Below are 18076 nucleotides of genomic sequence, written 5' to 3'. Positions count from 1 at the left end.
CTCCTTCGCGAACACCGCGGAACCGGCTTTGCCGGGCCGCAGGTGTTGCCCCCGGCAGGGGGTTGGCGCAGCGGGCACGCAGTGTCCGCGCAGCCTGGGGGCGAGCTTTACTTCTTGTCGCCGCCGGGCACCTTGCCTTCCACGCCCTTGACGTAGAAGTTCACGCCCGACAGGAACTTGTCGTCGGCCACCGCGTCCTTGGCGACCACTTCCTTGCCGTCCTGGCCGAGGATCGGGCCCTTCCAGATCACGAAGCTGCCGTCCTTCAGGCCCTTCTTCACTTCCTCGACCTTGGCCTTGGTTTCGGCCGGCACGTCTTCGGCGATGGAGACGAGGTCGATCGCGCCTTCCTTCACACCCCACCAGGCCTGGCCGGTGGTCCACTTGCCGTCCAGGGCTTCCTGGGTGGCCTTGATGTAGTACGGAGCCCAGTTGATGGTGGCCGAGGCCAGGTGGGCCTTGGGACCGTAGGCGGTCATGTCGGAGTCCCAGCCGAAGGCGCGCTTGCCCTTTTCCTGCGCGGTCTTGAGCACGGCCGGCGAGTCGGTGTTCTGGAACAGCACGTCGGCGCCGCCGTTGATGAGGGCGGTGGCGGCTTCGGTTTCCTTCGGCGGGCTGAACCACTCGTTCACCCACACGACCTTGGTCGTGATCTTCGGGTTCACCGACTGCGCGCCCAGCGTGAAGCTGTTGATGTTGCGCAGCACTTCGGGAATAGGCACCGAGCCAACCACGCCCAGCGTGTTGCTCTTGGTCATGGCGCCCGCGATGATGCCGGCCATGTACGCGCCCTCGTACGTGCGGCTGTCGTAGGTGCGCATGTTGTCGGAGGTCTTGTAGCCGGTGGCGTGCTCGAACTTCACGTCCTTGCTGTCGGCCGCGACCTTCAGCATGGGTTCCATGTAGCCGAAGGTGGTGCCGAAGATCAGCTTGTTGCCCTGGCCGACCATGTCGCGGAACACGCGCTCGGCGTCGGCGCCTTCCGGCACGCTCTCGACGAAGGTGGTCTTGATCTTGTCGCCGAATTCCTTCTCGAGCGCCTTGCGGGCGTTGTCGTGCGCGAAGGTCCAGCCGCCGTCGCCAACCGGTCCGACGTATGCGAATGCGATGTTCAGCGGCGCTGCCGGGGCCGGAGCCGCCGCGGCGGGTGCCGGGGCCGGCGCGGGTGCAGCCGCAGGAGCCGCCGCTTCTTCTTTCTTGCCGCAGCCGATCAGGGCCGCCGAAGCGACCGCCGTGAGGGCGGCCAGCTTGAGCAGGGAGCGCTTGTTCAGATCATTCATTGTCGGAAATCCTCAAAAGGACAGGTTGGCGGGAAAACGAAAAACGCGATTATGAGCCGGGGTAGAACGGTTTCCCGATGGAAGCCGGCATGTTGGCGCGGATGAAAGCCGGGTTGCGCGAGATCAGCGCCAGCACCACGATCGGCGCGATGTACTGCAGCATGCTGAGGAACTGCGCCGGCACGTCCACGCCGCTGCTTTGCAGGTGGAAGCCCAGCATCGACACCCCGCCGAACAGGTAGGCGCCCAGCAGCACGCGCACCGGCCGCCAGGTGGCGAAGGTGGTGAGCGCCAGCGCGATCCAGCCGCGGCCGGCCACCATGCCCTCGACCCACAGCGGCGTGTACACGGTCGAGAGATACGCGCCCGCCAGCCCGCACAGCGAGCCGCCCGCGATCACCGCCATGAAGCGGATGCGCCGCACCGGGTAGCCCAGCGCATGCGCCGACTCGGGCGACTCGCCCACCGAGCGCAGCACCAGCCCCGCGCGCGTGCGATAGAGGAACCAGATCAGCCCGAAGGTCAGCACCACCGCGAAATACACCATCGGGTGATGGCGGAACAGCGCCGGCCCGACCAGCGGGATGTCGCCCAGCACCGGAATGGCGTACGAGGCGCTTTCCGGCAGCTTGGCCTGCACGAAGCTGATGCCCGCGAAGGCGGAGAAGCCCACGCCGAACAGGCTCAGCGCGAGGCCGGTCGCGTACTGGTTGGTGTTGAGCCAGATCACCAGCACGCCGAAGAAGGCCGCGAGCAAGGCGCCCGCGGCCATGCCGGCAAGAAAGCCCAGCCAGGGGTTGTGCGTGGTGACGACCGTCGCGAAGCCCGCGATGGCGGCGCACAGCATCATGCCCTCGGCGCCGAGGTTGACGATGCCGGCCTTCTCGTTGATGAGCAGGCCCAGTGCAGCGATGGCGAGCACGGTGCCCGCGCTCAGCGTGGAACCCAAAAGGAGTGCGTAGCTCTCCATGGTCAGTTGCTCCCTTCGGTGGCACGCGTGACCGGTGCAGTAATGGGTGCGGTAATCGGCGTGCTCGCCTGCAGCGAGGCCGTGGTCATGGAAGAGGCGGCCTTCGCGGCCGCCTTGCGCCGGATGCGGTAGGCAATGAGCGTGTCGCAGGCCAGCAGCGTGAACAGCAGCAGCCCCTGGAACACGCCGGTGAGCGACTTGGGCAGCCCCAGGCGCGACTGCGCCAGTTCGCCGCCGATGTAGAACATGCTCATCAGGATGGCCGAGAAGATCATTCCCACCGGATGCAGCCGCCCGACGAAGGCCACGATGATGGCCGCGAAGCCGTAGCCCGCCGGCACGTAGGGAGTGAGCTGGCCCAGCGGCCCGGCCACTTCGAGCGCGCCGGCAAGGCCGGCTGCGGCGCCCGAGGTAAGCAGCGCGACCCACACAGCACGCCGCGCAGAGAAGCCCGCGTAGCGCGAGGCCGCAGGCGCCAGCCCGCCGACCTGCTGCGCGAAGCCCGCGCGCGTGCGGAACAGGAACACCCACAGCGCCCCCGCCCCCACCAGCGCGATCACGAGGCCGATGCTCACGCGCGAGCCCTTGAACAGGCGCGGGATCTGCGTGACCGCCTCGAAGGTCTTGGTCTGCGGGAAGTTGTAGCCGTGCGGGTCCTTCCAGGGTCCGTAGACCATGTAGCCCAGCAGCAGCGTGGCTACGTAGACCAGCATCAGGCTCACCAGGATCTCGTTGGCGTTGCACCTGTCGCGCAGGAAGGCGACGATGCCCGCCCACACCATGCCGCCGACGATGCCCGCCAGCAGAATGGCCACGACGATCCACTGCCCCGTGTTCTTGTCGGCCAAAAGCGCCACGCCGCCCGCCGCGATCGCGCCGAACACGAACTGCCCCTCGGCGCCGATGTTCCACACGTTGGAGCGGAAGCACACCGCCAGCCCCAGCGCGATGATGAGCAGCGGCGTGGCCTTCACCATCAGCTCGCCGATGGCGTAGCCGCTCTTGATGGGCTCGTAGAAGAACACCAGCAGGCCCTTGACCGGGTCCTTGCCCAGCGCCGCGAAAAGCGCCACGCCGATGAGCACGGTGATCAGCAGCGCCAGGATCGGCGAGGCATAGCTCCAGAAGCGGGACAGCTCCGGACGCGGTTCAAGCTTGAGCATGGGCCGCCTCCGAGGTTTTATTGCCTTCGCCCTGCCACAGGCCACTCATCCACTCGCCGATCTGCTGCAGCGTGGCGGCCGCGCGGTCGATGGAAGGCGACAGCCGCCCCTTGGCGATCACATGCAGCCGGTCGCTGATATTGAACAGTTCGTCGAGTTCCTCGCTGATGACCAGCACGGCGCAGCCCGCGTCGCGCAGCGCGAGGATCTCGGCGTGGATCAGCGCGGCCGCGCCCACGTCCACCCCCCAGGTCGGCTGCGAGACGATGAAGAGCTTCGGGTTCGCGTCGATCTCGCGCCCGACGATGAATTTCTGCAGGTTGCCGCCCGAGAGCGAGCGCGCTGCTGCCTTCGGACCTCCTGCCTTGACCTTGAAACGCTCGATGATGGCCTTGGCCTGGCGCTCCAGCGCGCCGGTGCTGATCCACCCGCCCCGGCCCACCGCCTCGCTGCGCGTGAGCAGCAGGTTGTGCGCGAGCCCCAGCGTGGGCACGGCGCCGCGGCCCAGCCGCTCCTCGGGCACGAAGTGCAGGCCCAGCGCGCGTCGCGCCCGGGGGCGCAGCCGCCCTGCCGGCTTGTCGAATACGCGCACCATCGGCGCCTCGGCGCGCACGTCCTCGCCCGAGAGCGCGTAGAGCAGTTCCTTCTGGCCGTTGCCCGAAACGCCCGCGATGCCGACGACCTCGCCCGCGCGCACCTCGAAGGAAATGCCGTCGAGATCGACGCCGAACTGGTCCTCGCGCGCCAGCGACAGCCCGTCGACGCGCAGCGCCACCGCGCCCGCGTGCACCGGCCGGTGCTGCAGCGGCGGCGGCTCGCTGCCGATCATCAGCCGCGACAGCGACTGCGTGCTCTCGTTCTGCGGATTGCACACCCCCGTCACCTTGCCGCCGCGCAGCACGGTGCAGGCGCTGCACAGCTCCTGGATCTCGTGCAGCTTGTGGCTGATGTAGAGGATGCTGCAGCCCTCGGAAGACAGCTTCTTCAGCACCGTGAAGAGCTTGATCACCGCCTGCGGCGTCAGCACAGAGGTCGGCTCGTCGAGGATCAGCAGCCTGGGGTTGGTGAGCAGCGCGCGGATAATCTCCACCCGCTGCATCTCGCCCACCGACAGCGTGTGCACCGGGCGCGAGGGGTCGATGTCCAGGCCGTACTCGCTGGCCTTGGCGGTGATGCTGCGCGTGACCTCGGCCAGCTGCAGCGATTTGTCGAGTCCCAGCCAGACGTTCTCGGCCACGGTGAGCGTGTCGAACAGGCTGAAGTGCTGGAACACCATGCTGATGCCCAGCGCCCTCGCCTGCTGCGGGTTGCGCAGGCTGACGGCCTGGCCGTCGAACATCACCGTGCCTTCGTCGGGCTTCACCGAGCCGTAGATGATCTTCATCAGGGTCGACTTGCCGGCGCCGTTCTCGCCGAGCACGGCGTGGATTTCGCCGGGCGCGACGCTCAGGGAGATGTCGCTGTTGGCCACCACCGCGGGATACCGCTTGGTGATGTGAGCGAGCTGGAGTCTGGGGGTTGTCATGCCGGGTTTCGTGGATTTGTCTCGTTCAACAGCAACAAAGCGGGAACGGCCATGAGTCTAATGGCGTCCCCGCGACCATCGGCGCCCGACGGCGCTTCGCTCAGCTCACTGCTTCAGTGCCCGCCGATGTAGGCGAACTTGAAGAGGAACACGGCTGCGATGACCCAGACCATCGCATGCACTTCCCGTGCCCGCCCGGTGCACAGCTTCAGCACCGCATAGGTGATGAAGCCGAAGGCCAGGCCGTTGGCGATCGAGTAGGTGAAGGGCATGGCCAGCGCGGTCACCGCCGCCGGGATGACCTCGGTGGTGTCCTCCCAGTCGAGCTCGACCAGGTCGCGCAGCATCAGGCAGCCCACGAAGAGCAGCGCCGGCGCGGTGGCGTAGGCCGGCACTGAGCCCGCCAGCGGCGAGATCATCAGGCAGGCCAGGAAGAGCAGCGCCACCACCACGGCGGTGAGGCCGGTGCGCCCGCCCGCCTGCACGCCGGCCGCGCTCTCCACGTAGGCCGTGGTGCTCGAGGTGCCGAGCAGCGAGCCCGCGAAGATCGCGCCGCTGTCGGCCAGCAGCGCCTTGTTCATGCGCTCCATCTTGCCCGGTACCAGCAGGCCTGCGCGCTTGGCCACGCCCATCAGCGTGCCGGTGGCGTCGAACATCTCGACCAGGAAGAACACCAGCACCACGTTCAGGATGCCGCCCTTGAGCGCGCCCAGGATGTCCAGCTGCATGAAGGTCGGCGCGATGGACGGCGGCGCGTCGAACACGCCGTGGAACTTGTTGCCGCCGAAGAAGAAGGACAGCACCGTCACCGTGATGATCCCGATCAGGATCGCGCCGCGCACCTTGAGCTTGTCCAGCGCCACGATGATGAGGAAGCCCAGCGTCGCCAGGATCACCGGCGCCGAGTGCAGGTCGCCCAGCGTGACGAAGGTGGCGGGCGATGCGGCGACCACGCCGGCGCTCTTCAGTGCGATGAGCGCCAGGAACATGCCGATGCCCACCGTGATCGCCGTTCGCAGCGACTGCGGTATGCCCTGTATGAAGAGCTCCCGCAGCCCGGTGACCGTGACGATCAGGAACAGGCAGCCCGAGATGAAGACCGCGCCCAGCGCCACCTGCCACGTGTAGCCCATGCCCAGCACCACCACGTAGGAGAAGTAGGCGTTCAGGCCCATGCCCGGCGCCATGGCGATCGGGTAGTTGGCGTACAGGCCCATGATGAGCGTGCCCAGCGCCGCGATCAGGCAGGTGGCCACGAAGACCGCGCCCTTGGGCATGCCCGCGTCGCCGAGGATCGACGGGTTCACGAAGATGATGTAGGCCATCGTCAGGAAGGTGGTCAGCCCCGCGATGACTTCGGTGCGCACCGTGGTGTTGTGCGCATCGAGCTTGAACAGGCGTTCAAGCAGACCCGAGCCGCTTGCGCTGCCCACAGCCGCGCGCGGGCGCGCGGACTCGACATGCCCCGGCGCGCGGGGCTCGGCGCCCTTGGGCGCCTGTTCAAACGTACTCATTTCGCTTGTCTCCAGCTGTTGTAGTGGCGGTTTCATCGTTGCCCCGCTCACGACGCCGGCGCGAACGGGGTTTTCTCAGGGATCCGAGGTTTCAGGTGCGGCGGGCGGGCGCGCCGTGGCGCCTGATATGGCGGAAGCCGGAGGCCGCAGCGACGCCGCCACCTCCTTGATGCATTCGCGCAGCCAGCGCGCCGAGCTCGACGAATGGGTGCGTTCGTGCCAGAGCTGGTAGTACATGAGGCGCGGCAGCGCCACCGGGCAGTCGAGGATCTTCAGCGGCAGCCGCGCAGCGAAGCGCTCGCAGTACTGTCGGCCGGTGGTCAGCACCAGTAGGCTGGAGGCGACCATGTCCGGAATGAGCCCGAAGTGCGCGCAGCGCGCCGTGATGTTGCGCTGCCGGCCCAGCTCGTCGAGCATCTGGTCGATGATGCCGCGCCCGCCCGGGTGCATGGGCGTGGGCGCGATGTGCTCGGCCGCCAGCCAGGTCTCCAGGTCCCAGCCGCGGCGCACCGCCGGATGGTCCTTGTTGACCAGCGAGACCACGTCGTCCCCGAAGAGCCGCGCCATGTGCAGGTCTTCCGGCGGCTTGAGCCAGTTGCCGATCACCAGGTCGACCTGGCCGAGCGCCAGGTGCCCGTGGTAGTCCGAGTCGGGCGTGAGCGCGTGGATCTCGATCTGACACAGCGGCGCGTCGCGCTTGACCTGCGCCACCAGCATGGGCAGGAACAGCGGGTCCATGTAGTCGCTGGCCGCGATGCGGAAGGTGGTGGCCGCCGACTGCGGATCGAAGCCGCGCGCATCCGAGAACAGCATCTCCGCCGCGCGCAGGATGCTGGCCGCAGGCTCGATCATGCGCAGCCCCGCGTCGGTCGGCACCATGCCCGAACCGGATCGCACCAGCAGCGGATCGCCCGACAGCTCGCGCAGCCGCTTCAGTGCCGCCGACACCGCCGGCTGGTACATGCCCAGCCGGATGGCCGCCCGAGAGACGCTGCGGTCGGTCAGCACGGTGTGAAGCACCCGGATGAGGTGCAGATCGATCTTGTCGAAAAGAGCCTGGTCTCTCATGGCCGCGTGCCTGGTAGTGAGCAATGCGGATGGTTATACGCCGGAAGAAATCGGGCAGCCGAACGCAGAAGGCAGACAGAAGTTGCGCAGAAGTCGCGAAAGGGACCGAAGACATTTTTTCGGTTTTCCTTCTGCGACCTTCGCGAAACCTTCGCGTCCTCTGCGTTCGGCTGTCCGCTTTCACGGCGGCCATCACCCCTGCACGGCAGTGATCGCACGCAGGATCGACTCGCTCGTGGCCGGCGCCTTCAGCGGCGGATCGACCCTGTGGCCGCCCGCGGCCGAGACCGCGTCGCGGATCGCGAAGAACACCGAGAACGGCAGCAGCAGCGGCGGCTCGCCCACGGCCTTGCTGCGGTGGATCGAGTCCTCGAAGTTCTGGCCCTCGAACAGGCGCACGTTGAACACCGGCGGGCAGTCGTTGGCCGTGGGGATCTTGTAGGTGCTGGGCGCGTGCGTGGTGAGCTTGCCGCTCTGCGGATGCCACACCAGCTCCTCGGTCGTGAGCCAGCCCATGCCCTGGATGAACGCGCCCTCGACCTGGCCGATGTCCACCGCCGGGTTCAGCGACTTGCCCGCGTCGTGCAGGATGTCGGCGCGCAGCAGCTTCCATTCGCCGGTGAGCGTGTCCACGATCACTTCGCTCACCGCCGCGCCGTAGGCGTAGTAGTAGAACGGGCGGCCCTGCATCTTGTCCTTGTCCCAGCTCAGGCCGGGCGTGGCGTAGAAGCCGTCGGACCACAGCTGCCTGCGGTCGAGGTACGCCTCGCCCACCACGGTGCTGAAGGCCAGCGAGCGGCCGTTGACCTCGACCGTGTCGTTGGCGAAGCGCACTTCGCTCGCCTTGCCGCCGTGGCGCTCGGCCGCGCATTCGGCCAGGCGCTCGCGGATCTGGCGCGCCGCGTCCTGCGCGGCCTTGCCGTTCAGGTCGGCGCCGGTCGATGCGGCCGTGGCCGAGGTGTTGGCCACCTTGGTCGTGTCGGTGGCCGTGACGCGCACGCGCTCGAAGCTCACGCCCAGCTCGTGCGCCACCACCTGGGCCACCTTGGTGTTCAGGCCCTGCCCCATCTCGGTGCCGCCATGGTTCACCAGGATCGAGCCGTCGGTGTACACGTGCACCAGCGCGCCGGCCTGGTTGAAGTGCTTCACGTTGAACGAGATGCCGAACTTCAGCGGCGCCAGCGCCAGCCCGCGCTTGAGCACCGGGCTCTTCGCGTTGAAGGCGGCGATGTCCTCGCGCCGCGCACGGTAGTCGCTGCTGGCCTCCAGGTCGGCCACGAGTTCGTGGACGATGTTGTCGGTCACGGTCTGGCGGTACGGCGTGACGTTGTTCTCGGCCTTGCCGTAGAAGTTGATGCGCCGCACGTCGAGCGGATCGCGCTTCAGTTCGCGGGCCACCGAGTCCAGGATGTTCTCGATGGCGATCGCGCCCTGCGGGCCGCCGAAGCCGCGGAAGGCCGTGTTGCTCTGCGTGTTGGTCTTGCCCGAGAAGCCGTGCATGGCCACGTTGGGCAGCCAGTAGGCGTTGTCGAAGTGGCACAGCGCGCGGGTCATCACCGGGCCCGAGAGGTCGGCCGAGTGGCCGGCGCGCGAGACCATGGTGATCTCCGCGCCCAGGATGCGGCCCTCGCCGTCGTAGCCCACTTCGTACTCGTACCAGAAGCAGTGGCGGCGGCCCGTGACCATGAAGTCGTCGTCGCGGTCCAGCCGCAGCTTCACCGGGCGCTGCAGCTGCCGCGCCGCGATGGCGGCCACGCAGGCGAAGAGCGCCGACTGCGATTCCTTGCCGCCGAAGCCGCCGCCCATGCGCCGGCATTCGACGTGCACCTCGTTCGACTGCAGGTGCAGCGCATGCGCCACCAGGTGCTGCATCTCGCTCGGATGCTGCGTGGAGCAGTGGATGTGCAGCGCGCCGCCTTCCTTCGGAATGGCGTAGCTGATCTGGCCTTCCAGGTAGAACTGCTCCTGCCCGCCCACGTCGAAGGTGGCCTTGTGGCGGTGCGGCGCCGCGGCGATGGCGGCGCGCACGGCCGCCTCGTCGCCCTCGTTGGCGGCACCGCCGCTGCGCACGATGTGCATCGGCGGCACCACGTACTGGCCGCGCTCGTGCGCGGCCTGCGGCGTGAGCACCGGCGGCTGCGCCTCGATGGTCAGCGCGTCCTTGGCCTTCGCGGCGGCGCGGCGCGCGGCGTCGCGGGTCTCGGCGATCACCGCGAACACCGGCTGGCCGAGGTAGCGGATCTCGCCGCCGTCGTTCACCGGCAGCAGGATCGGGTCGTCATGGATGATCGAGCCGCAGTCGTTGGTGCCCGGAATGTCGTCAGCCGTGATGACCGCGACCACGCCCGGCATCGCGCGAATGGCGTCCAGCGAGATCGCCGTGACGCGCCCGTTGGCCGCCGGTGAAAGCCCCAGCGCGCAGTGCAGCGTGCCGGCGAGCTCGGGAATGTCGTCGATGTAGGTGGCCTCGCCGGCCACGTGCAGGTGGGCCGACTCGTGCGGGCGGCTGATGCCCACGCGCATGCCGCGCTCGTGCGCCAGCGCCTCGGCGCCCACGTCGATGCGCGCGGCGGTGTTGGCCAGGTAGTCGGCGAAGGCCTCGGCGGGCTGCAGCAGGCGGGCGTCGATGGGTTTGTTCATGTTCAGATTCCTTCCGCCGCCGCGTTGACGGCATGGGGCATCACGCTCCAGACGCTGGTTTCCTCGATCGGCAGCGCGTCCTCGGCGCGCGTTTCGAGCCAGAGGCGCTGGATGAGGTTCTGCGCCACCAGCAGCCGGTAGTCGGCCGATGCGCGCATGTCCGACAGCGGCTTGAAGTCCTGCGCCAGCGCGAGCCTGGCGGTGGCGACGCTGGCCTGCGTCCAGGGCTTGCCGACCAGCGCGGCCTCGGCGTTCGCCGCGCGCTTGACCACGGCGGCCATGCCGCCGAAGGCCAGGCGCACGGCCTTCACCGTGTCGCTGCCCGCCTCGAGCTCGATGGCGAAGCCCGCGCACAGCGCCGAGATGTCGCAGTCGAAGCGCTTGCTGATCTTGTAGGCGCGCACCTGGCGGCGCATCGCGGCGTGCGGAACGGCCAGGCCCTGGACGAACTCGCCCGGCTGCAGCTGGTTCTTCATGTAGTCCAGGTAGAAATCGGGCAGCGGCATGCGGCGCACCACATCGCCTCGGCGCAGTTCGATCTGCGCATCGAGCGACATCAGCACCGGCGGCGAATCGCCGATGGGCGAGCCGTTGGCCACGTTGCCGCCCATGGTGCCGGCATGCCGGATCGGCGGCGAGGCGAAGCGCAGCCACACCTCGGCCAGGCTGGGCACGCGCTCCACCAGCGCCGCGAAGGCGGACTCGAGCGAGGCGCCAGCGCCGATGTAGAGCTCGCCGCCGTTGTCCTTGCGGTCCTCGATGGTCTTCAGCTCGGCCACGTCGCCCACGTAGATGATGTCGCCCAGGTCGCGGAACTGCTTGTTGACCCACAGGCCAACGTCGGTGGAGCCGGCCAGCAGCTGCGCGCGCGGCTTCTGCTCGCGCAGGGCGGCGAGCTGGGCCAGGGTCTTCGGGGCGTGGAAGTGGTCGATGCGCGCGCCCAGCGGGGCGGCGTAGTCGAAGCCCTCGTTCTTCAGCGCGGTGAGCGCGGCGATCACGGGTTGGGTGTCGAGGCGCACGGCGGGCAGGTCGAACATGCGCTGGCCTGCGTCGAGGATGGGGCGGTAGCCGGTGCAGCGGCACAGGTTGCCCGAGAGCTCGTCGGCCAGCTGCTGGCGCGTGGGCTGGGTGCCTTCGGCCTGGTGGTGCTCGTAGCTGGCCCACAGCGACATCACGAAGCCGGGCGTGCAGAAGCCGCACTGGGAGCCATGGCAGTCGACCATCGCCTGCTGCACGGGGTGCAGCGTGTGCACCGGGTGCTTGCCGTTGCTGCCGCTCTGTGTCTTCGGCAGGCACTGCGCCTGCGCCTTGAGGTCTTCGACGGTGAACAGGGCCTTGCCGTGCAGCGTGGGCAGGAACTGGATGCAGGCATTGACGGTCTGCAGGCTCAGGCCGTCGACGGTGCCGGGAGCCTGGGGGTCGGCGGCCAGCTCGCCGATGACGACGGTGCAGGCGCCGCAGTCGCCTTCGTTGCAGCCTTCCTTGGTGCCGGTGCAGCGGGCGTCCTCGCGCAGCCAGTCGAGCACGGAACGGGTCGGATGGACGCCGGTGACGTCGACGATCTTTCCGCGATGGAAGAAGCGGATCGGTTGAATCTTGCTGCTGCTGTCGGTGCTCATGCTTTTGGGGCTCGTGGGCGACCCGTCATGGGTCAGTCATGGACGTTAGCGGCTTGTCCGGCGTCTTGCATACGCAGGTGCCCATAACGCGTATGTGGGGGCCGGTATGCCACGTACGGGGAAACCCTTGCGTGGGGGTTGCAATTCCCGGGCCACTCGGCGATTTTGGGGTGGCCCCGGGCGGGGTTCAGCGCTGCGCGATGGCCACCCAGGCGGTGGCCACCAGCGTCGAGCCCGCCACCGCGAGCAGCCCGCCGACCAGCCACTTGAGCGTGCGCGGCTGCAGCTTGTTGGGCAGGCGGTGATGCAGCCGCGTCACGCCGTAGACCACCGGCATCGCGCAGCCGGCCAGCAGCGCCGAATGCCACGAGAAGTGCCCCGTGGGCACCACGATCACCAGCCGCACCAGCGAGTTGAAGGCGAACATCAGCAAGAGCGCGCGGCGCACCAGCTCGCGGTCCAGCGGCTGGCGGTACATGTGGAACACGATGGGCGGCCCCGAGCTTGAGAAGAGCCCGCCCAGCACGCCCGAAAGCCCGCCGATGACGGCGAAGCTCGCGCGCCCCGACACCACCGGCAGCGGCTTCGCCTGCATCACCAGCAGCACCGCGCAGCCCAGGATCGACACGCCCAGCAGCCCGCGCAACCAGTCGACCGCGCCACCGCTGAGCCAGGTCAGCAGCATCAGGCCGACGATCACGCCCACGGTGCTGCCGTTGAGCGCCGGCTTCATCAGTTGCCAGGGCACCACGCCGGGCCGGGCGCGGAAGTAGGTCCAGGCATTGATCAGGCTCAGCACGGTGGCTGCGTTGGCCGTGTCGCTCACGCTGGCGACGTGCAGCACCGACACCAGCCCGAGCAGGATCAGGCTGAACGCGAAGCCGGTGAGGTTCTGCGCGTAGGTGGCAAGGGCCACGCAGGCCATGAAGACCAGCACGGGGCCGGCCTGGGAAAGAATCGCTTGCACGGGCTGCTCGCTCAGAGTGCGGCGGCAGGCGCGGAACGGGAACGGGAGGCGTGGGGGAAGAAAGCGGGAGACGGAACGGACATTCGGAGGCAATCGGGGGGGCAACTGAAGGCGCGGACAGCAAGGAAAGGCGCCTGCCCAAGAATAACCGCGCCCCCGACCCGGGGCCCGCTCACGGTTTCTCGGAGAAGAGCTCCGTGATGACCTGCCTGAGCCAGCGGTTGCCCGGATCGGCCTCGAAGCGCTTGCTCCAGTGCAGCGACACGGTGAAGTCGCGCAGCGGAAACGGCGGCTCCACGATGGCGTAGCCGCCCTCCTGCGCGAAGCCGCGCGCGATGTTGCGCGGCATCACCACCGCGAGGTCGGTCGCGCGCACGATGGCCGGCAGCACCATGAAATGCTCCGTTGTCAGGCGCAGCCGGTCCTCCAGGTTCAGCAGCTGCAGGATGCGCAGCGTCTCGGCGTGCGTGCGCACCGCCACGTAATCGAGCTCCTGCAGGGCCTCCAGCAGCACCTGCCCGCTGCGCCTGCGCTTCACGAAGGGGTGGTCCTTGCGCAGCAGCACGATGTAGCGGTCCTTCAGCAGCTGGGCGCGCTGGGTGTCCTTCACGCCGGGCAGGAAGCCGAAGGCGAAGTCGACCTTGCCGCTGTCGAGGCCGGCCGCCACGTCGCCCGGCGCCAGCGGCATGGTCTCCAGCCGCACCCCCGGCGACAGCTCGCGCAGCCGCGCCATCAGCGCCGGCAGGAAGCGGCCCTCGCCGATGTCGCTCATGTGGATGCGGAAGGTCTTGCGCGACACCTGGGGCTCGAAGCGGTCAGGCTCGTGCAGCGCCTCTTCCAGCGTGCTCAGCGCCGCCTGCACCGCCACCGCGAGCCGGTCGGCGCGCGGCGTGGGGGCCACGCCGCCGGGGGCGCGGGTGAAGAGCGCGTCCGCCAGCAGCAGCCGCAGCCGCCCCAGCCCGTGGCTGGCCGCCGGCTGCGTGAGGCCCAGGGACTCGGCCGCGCGGCTCACGTTGCGCTCGCGGTAGACCGCGTCGAAGAGCCGCAGCAGGTTGAGATCGAGCGCTTCCATATGCATGCCATTCATATTACTTAGCTCGATCATTTTATTGAGCATGGCGGCGGTGCCACGCACACTGGCGGGCGCTGTCCGGATCGCCCCTCGAAAGGCGCCGGCCGGCGCCCCACGACAAGAAGGAGACGAGACATGGCCCCGATTCGTGCACTCCGCGCGTTCCGCGCGCATGCGGCGCTCGCCGCCCTGCTCTGCACCGCCGTCACCGCCGCCGCACAACAGCCGCCGGCCGAAGAGCCTGGCTGGGCCAAGGGCCGGCCGAAGACCGAAGCGGCCACGCGCATGGCACCGGTGCCCTCCTTCCCCATTCCGACAGCGCCCGACCAGCTACCCACGGCCAAGTTCAAGCTGCCGCCGGGCTTCAAGGTCGAGACCTGGGCCTCCGGCGTGCTCGACGCGCGCGAGCTGCGCCAGGGCGCCAAGGGCACGGTGTTCGTGAGCACGCTCTTCGTGGGCAACAAGGTCTATGCCATCGCCGAGAAGGGCGACCGCAAGCCGAAGACCATCATCGACAAGACCGAGTTCGCCACCGGCATCGAGTTCGACAAGGGCGCGCTCTACCTCGCCACGCACAAGCAGATCCTTCGCTACGACGGCATCGAGGACAAGCTCGACAACCCCGGCGCGCCGGTGGTGCTCAACGACAAGCTGCCCGGCGGGCAGGACCACAGCTGGCGCTACCTGCGCATGCACGAAGGCAAGCTCTACTACGCCGTGGGCGCGCCCTGCAACCTGTGCGAACCCGACGACGCGCATGCGCGCATCTTCCGCATGAACCCCGACGGCAGCGGCATCGAGACCGTGGCGCGCGGCGTGCGCAACACGGTGGGCTTCGACTTCGACCCCAAGACCGGCAACCTCTGGTTCACCGACAACGGCCGCGACTGGCTCAGCGAAGACCTGCCCAACGACGAGCTGAACGTGGTCACCAGGCCCGACCAGCACTTCGGCTACCCGTACTGCCACCAGGGCAACATCCTCGACTCGGAATTCGGCTGGGGCAAGAGCTGCAGCGACTACCAGAAGCCCGCCGCACTGCTCGGCCCGCACGCCGCCGCGCTGGGCCTGACCTTCTACAACGGGAAGATGTTCCCGGCCAGGTACCGCGGCGCCATGTTCATCGCGCGCCACGGCCCGTGGAACCGCACCGTCAAGTACGCCGACATCGCCGTCGCCTGGCCCGACGGCAAGGGTGGAGCGAAGGTGGAGCCCTTCATGACCGGCTTCGTCGAGAACAACAACTACCTCGGCCGCCCGGTCGACTTCCTGGTGCTGAAGGACGGCTCCATGCTCGTGAGCGACGACCACGCCGGCGCCATCTACCGCATCAGCTACGGCGGCCGATGACACCTGCGAGCCTTCTCTTCCGATGCGCGGTGGCAGCAATGACCCTGGCAGCGGCGGCATCGCCGGCCGGTGCGCAGGGCACCAAGGGCAGCGTCTACGCCCAGCGCTACGCCGAGCTGTGCGCCTCGTGCCACGGCGCCAACGGCCGCAGCGACATGGCGGGCACGCCGGTGCTCGCCGGGCAGCATTCGTTCTACGCCATCACGCAGCTCTACCTGTTCCGCGAAGGACGGCGCGACAACCCCGCGATGAGCGCGGTGGCCAGGACCATGAAGGACGAGGACCTGCGCGGCTTCTCGGACTTCATCGCCACCCTGCCCGCCGTGCCCGCGCCGCCGCCGGCCACGCCGCCCGACGCGGCGCGCATGGCACGCGGCCAGTCGCTGGCACAGGAGAACCGCTGCCTGCTGTGCCATGGCGCCGACCTGGCCGGCGGGCAGCAGGTGCCGCGCATCGCGCAGCAGCACGAGGACTACCTGCAGCTGACCCTGCAGGGCTTCCGCACGGGCAAGCGCCCGGGCTACACGCAGGCCATGAGCGAGGCGGTGGGCCGCATGTCGCCTGAAGACCTGGACACCCTTGCCTACTACGTGGCGCGCTTCCCCGGCGCCGCCGCAAAGCCGACTTCTTCGCCCACCAGATAGACGCCATCACCCGACGTGCGGCACCCGCAGGACAAGCGCGGTGCGGGCACGGCTCACCCCGAACCCCGAACAACCCCCTCAACATCGGAGCCGAATCTCTTGGAAGTTTCATTCAGCAAGGAAGTGGAAATGCTGCGCCTCGGCGCGGGCGACACCTTTCACGGCGAGGGCATCCTCGCGATCACCAAGGGCCTGCTGCAGTCGGGCGTGGCGTATGTGGGCGGCTACCAGGGCGCGCCGGTGTCGCACCTGCTCGACGTGATGGTCCAGGGCAAGGCCTACATGGACGAGCTGGGCGTGCACGTCGAGGCCTGCTCCAACGAAGCCTCGGCCGCCGCCATGCTCGGCGCCTCCATCCACTACCCGCTGCGCGGCGCGGTGACGTGGAAGTCGATCGTCGGCACCAACGTGGCGGCGGATGCGCTGTCGAACCTGTCGTCGCCGGGCGTGACCGGCGGCGTGCTCATCGTGGTGGGCGAGGACTACGGCGAAGGCGCCAGCGTGATCCAGGAACGCACGCATGCCTACGCGCTCAAGTCGAGCATGTGCCTGCTCGACCCGAGGCCCGATCTCGGCGTGATGGTGCGCATGGTCGAGGAAGGCTTCCGCCTCTCGGAAAGCTCGAACATGCCCTGCCTGATGGAACTGCGCATCCGCACCTGCCACGTGCGCGGCAGCTTCGAGTGCAAGGACAACGTCGCGCCCACCGTCTCCACGCGCTCGCTGATGGAGGAGCCCGCCGGCTTCGACTACATGCGCCTCGCGCATCCGCCCGTCACCTTCAGGCACGAGAAGCTCAAGGGCGATGCGCGCATCCCGGCCGCGCGCAGCTACATCGCCGAGCACGGCCTCAACGAGCTGATGCCCGGGCGGCGCCATGCCGACCTCGGCATCGTGGTGCAGGGCGGGCTCTACAACGCGCTGATCCGCAGCCTGCAGCAACAGGGCCTGGCCGACGCCTTTGGCGAGACGGACATCCCGATCCTGGTGCTCAACGTGACCTACCCGCTGGTGCCCGGGCAGGTCGCCGACTTCTGCGTGGGCAAACGCGCGGTGCTGGTAGTGGAAGAAGGCCAGCCCGAGTACATCGAGCAGGACATCGCCACGCTGCTGCGCCGGCGCGACATCCAGACGCCGCTGCACGGCAAGGACATGCTGCCCCCGGCGGGCGAGTACGGCGTGGAGGTGCTCTCGGCAGGCATCGGCGCGTTCGCCGCGAAGTACATCGAGCCGGACGAGGCCTCGCACTCGGCGCAGGCCTGGCTGGCAGGCAACCGCGAACGCCGCGAGGCCGTGGCGCGCAGTCTGAGTTCTCCGCTGCCCAACCGGCCGCCGAGCTTCTGCGTCGGCTGCCCGGAGCGGCCGGTGTTCTCCGCGCTCAAGCTGGCGCAGCAGGAGACCGGGCCGGTGCACGTGGCCGCCGACATCGGCTGCCACGCCTTCGGCACCTTCGAGCCTTTCTCGATGGGCCATTCCATCCTCGGCTACGGCATGAGCCTCGCGAGCCGCGCGGGCGTGGCTCCGATGATGAACCGGCGCACCCTGTCGATCATGGGCGACGGCGGCTTCTGGCACAACGGCCTGCTCACCGGCGTGCAGAGCGCGCTCTTCAACGGCGACGATGCGGTGCTGCTGATCTTCAAGAACGGCTACACCTCGGCCACCGGCACGCAGGACATCATCTCCACGCCGGACGACGAGATCAAGGAACGCGCCGAGGACAAGCAGCAGAGCCTGGTCGACAAGAACCAGACCATCGAGGCCACGCTCAAGGGCCTGGGCGTGCAGTGGATGCGCACCGTGACCACCTATGACGTGGAGCGCATGCGCCGCACGCTCACCGAGGCGCTCACCAGCGACTTCGACGGCCTGAAGGTGGTGATCGCCGAGGGCGAATGCCAGCTGGAGCGCCAGCGCCGCATCAAGCCGTGGATCGCCAGCCTGCTGAAGAAGGGCGAGCGCGTGGTGCGCGTGAAGTACGGCGTGGACGAGGACGTGTGCAACGGCGACCACGCCTGCATCCGCCTGTCGGGCTGCCCCACGCTCACGCTGCGCGACAACCCCGATCCGCTGAAGGTGGACCCCGTGGCCACCGTCATCGACGGCTGCGTCGGCTGCGGGCTGTGCGGCGCGAACGCCCATGCGGCCACGCTGTGCCCGAGCTTCTACCGGGCCGAGGTGGTGCAGAACCCGAAGTGGCATGAGCGGCTTCTTCACGGCCTGCGCGGTGCCTTCGTTCGCGCACTGCAACCGGCATGAGGGGC

General features: G+C 68.7%; 13 protein-coding genes. 3 read left to right on the top strand and 10 right to left on the bottom strand.

Annotated features, from left to right (window positions below; all coding sequences use genetic code 11):
* Positions 1-107: 107 nt before the first annotated feature.
* From EJP67_RS24505 to EJP67_RS24460, 10 genes are all read right to left on the bottom strand, one after another.
* A complete protein-coding gene (locus tag EJP67_RS24505; protein ID WP_126024320.1) occupies positions 108-1280 on the bottom strand; it encodes a BMP family ABC transporter substrate-binding protein in 1173 nt (390 codons plus the stop codon).
* A 49-nt stretch (positions 1281-1329) separates the two neighbouring features.
* Positions 1330-2250 (bottom strand): ABC transporter permease, encoded by a 921-nt coding sequence (locus EJP67_RS24500; RefSeq protein ID WP_126024319.1) that lies wholly within the window; start codon positions 2248-2250, stop codon positions 1330-1332.
* Between the two features lie 2 nt (positions 2251-2252).
* A complete protein-coding gene (locus EJP67_RS24495; RefSeq protein WP_126024318.1) occupies positions 2253-3413 on the bottom strand; it encodes an ABC transporter permease in 1161 nt (386 codons plus the stop codon).
* Positions 3400-4938, bottom strand: a complete 1539-nt coding sequence (locus tag EJP67_RS24490; protein WP_126024317.1) for an ABC transporter ATP-binding protein — start codon at positions 4936-4938, stop codon at positions 3400-3402. The genes EJP67_RS24495 and EJP67_RS24490 overlap by 14 nt, the downstream gene beginning before the upstream one ends.
* Positions 4939-5051: 113 nt before the next feature.
* Positions 5052-6452 carry an NCS2 family permease gene (locus tag EJP67_RS24485; protein ID WP_126024316.1) on the bottom strand — a complete coding sequence of 467 codons (1401 nt, stop codon included), beginning with the start codon at positions 6450-6452 and terminating at the stop codon, positions 5052-5054.
* A gap of 75 nt (positions 6453-6527) precedes the next feature.
* Positions 6528-7520: a LysR family transcriptional regulator gene (locus tag EJP67_RS24480; protein ID WP_126024315.1), complete on the bottom strand. Its 993-nt coding sequence runs from the start codon at positions 7518-7520 to the stop codon at positions 6528-6530.
* 192 nt (positions 7521-7712) lie between these two features.
* The gene (gene xdhB / locus EJP67_RS24475) at positions 7713-10160 is read right to left on the bottom strand and encodes a xanthine dehydrogenase molybdopterin binding subunit (RefSeq protein WP_126024314.1); all 2448 of its coding nucleotides are present in this window, start codon (positions 10158-10160) and stop codon (positions 7713-7715) included.
* 2 nt (positions 10161-10162) lie between these two features.
* On the bottom strand, positions 10163-11779 hold the full coding sequence (gene xdhA / locus EJP67_RS24470) for a xanthine dehydrogenase small subunit (RefSeq protein WP_126024313.1): 1617 nt from the start codon (positions 11777-11779) through the stop codon (positions 10163-10165).
* A 187-nt stretch (positions 11780-11966) separates the two neighbouring features.
* Complete coding sequence (locus EJP67_RS24465; RefSeq protein ID WP_126024312.1) at positions 11967-12746, bottom strand: sulfite exporter TauE/SafE family protein; 780 nt, start codon at positions 12744-12746, stop codon at positions 11967-11969.
* Between the two features lie 172 nt (positions 12747-12918).
* Positions 12919-13824, bottom strand: a complete 906-nt coding sequence (locus tag EJP67_RS24460) for a LysR family transcriptional regulator (protein ID WP_240650783.1) — start codon at positions 13822-13824, stop codon at positions 12919-12921.
* A 129-nt stretch (positions 13825-13953) separates the two neighbouring features.
* On the opposite strand from EJP67_RS24460, the gene EJP67_RS24455 reads away from it, so the two are divergent.
* From EJP67_RS24455 to EJP67_RS24445, 3 genes are all read left to right on the top strand, one after another.
* Positions 13954-15168, top strand: coding sequence for a PQQ-dependent sugar dehydrogenase (locus EJP67_RS24455; RefSeq protein ID WP_206169551.1), 1215 nt, complete (start codon positions 13954-13956; stop codon positions 15166-15168).
* A 38-nt stretch (positions 15169-15206) separates the two neighbouring features.
* Complete coding sequence (locus EJP67_RS24450; protein ID WP_165909690.1) at positions 15207-15812, top strand: c-type cytochrome; 606 nt, start codon at positions 15207-15209, stop codon at positions 15810-15812.
* 99 nt (positions 15813-15911) lie between these two features.
* Positions 15912-18071 (top strand): thiamine pyrophosphate-dependent enzyme, encoded by a 2160-nt coding sequence (locus tag EJP67_RS24445; protein ID WP_126024309.1) that lies wholly within the window; start codon positions 15912-15914, stop codon positions 18069-18071.
* Positions 18072-18076 lie beyond the last annotated feature (5 nt).

Source organism: Variovorax guangxiensis (assembly GCF_003952165.1).
Lineage (GTDB): Bacteria > Pseudomonadota > Gammaproteobacteria > Burkholderiales > Burkholderiaceae_C > Variovorax > Variovorax guangxiensis.
The sequence above is the reverse complement of the archived record's forward strand: the minus strand, read 5'-3'. Positions and strand labels throughout refer to the sequence as shown.

Bases quoted from the DNA above. Each gene is read 5' to 3' on its own strand.
- EJP67_RS24490 (WP_126024317.1), bottom strand. From the start codon at position 4,938: ATGACAACCCCCAGACTCCAGCTCGCTCACATCACCAAGCGGTATCCC.
- EJP67_RS24485 (WP_126024316.1), bottom strand. From the start codon at position 6,452: ATGAGTACGTTTGAACAGGCGCCCAAGGGCGCCGAGCCCCGCGCGCCG.
- xdhA (WP_126024313.1), bottom strand. From the start codon at position 11,779: ATGAGCACCGACAGCAGCAGCAAGATTCAACCGATCCGCTTCTTCCAT.
- EJP67_RS24455 (WP_206169551.1), top strand. From the start codon at position 13,954: ATGGCCCCGATTCGTGCACTCCGCGCGTTCCGCGCGCATGCGGCGCTC.
- EJP67_RS24505 (WP_126024320.1), bottom strand. From the start codon at position 1,280: ATGAATGATCTGAACAAGCGCTCCCTGCTCAAGCTGGCCGCCCTCACG.
- EJP67_RS24450 (WP_165909690.1), top strand. From the start codon at position 15,207: ATGACCCTGGCAGCGGCGGCATCGCCGGCCGGTGCGCAGGGCACCAAG.
- EJP67_RS24500 (WP_126024319.1), bottom strand. From the start codon at position 2,250: ATGGAGAGCTACGCACTCCTTTTGGGTTCCACGCTGAGCGCGGGCACC.
- EJP67_RS24495 (WP_126024318.1), bottom strand. From the start codon at position 3,413: ATGCTCAAGCTTGAACCGCGTCCGGAGCTGTCCCGCTTCTGGAGCTAT.
- EJP67_RS24460 (WP_240650783.1), bottom strand. From the start codon at position 13,824: ATGCATATGGAAGCGCTCGATCTCAACCTGCTGCGGCTCTTCGACGCG.
- xdhB (WP_126024314.1), bottom strand. From the start codon at position 10,160: ATGAACAAACCCATCGACGCCCGCCTGCTGCAGCCCGCCGAGGCCTTC.
- EJP67_RS24480 (WP_126024315.1), bottom strand. From the start codon at position 7,520: ATGAGAGACCAGGCTCTTTTCGACAAGATCGATCTGCACCTCATCCGG.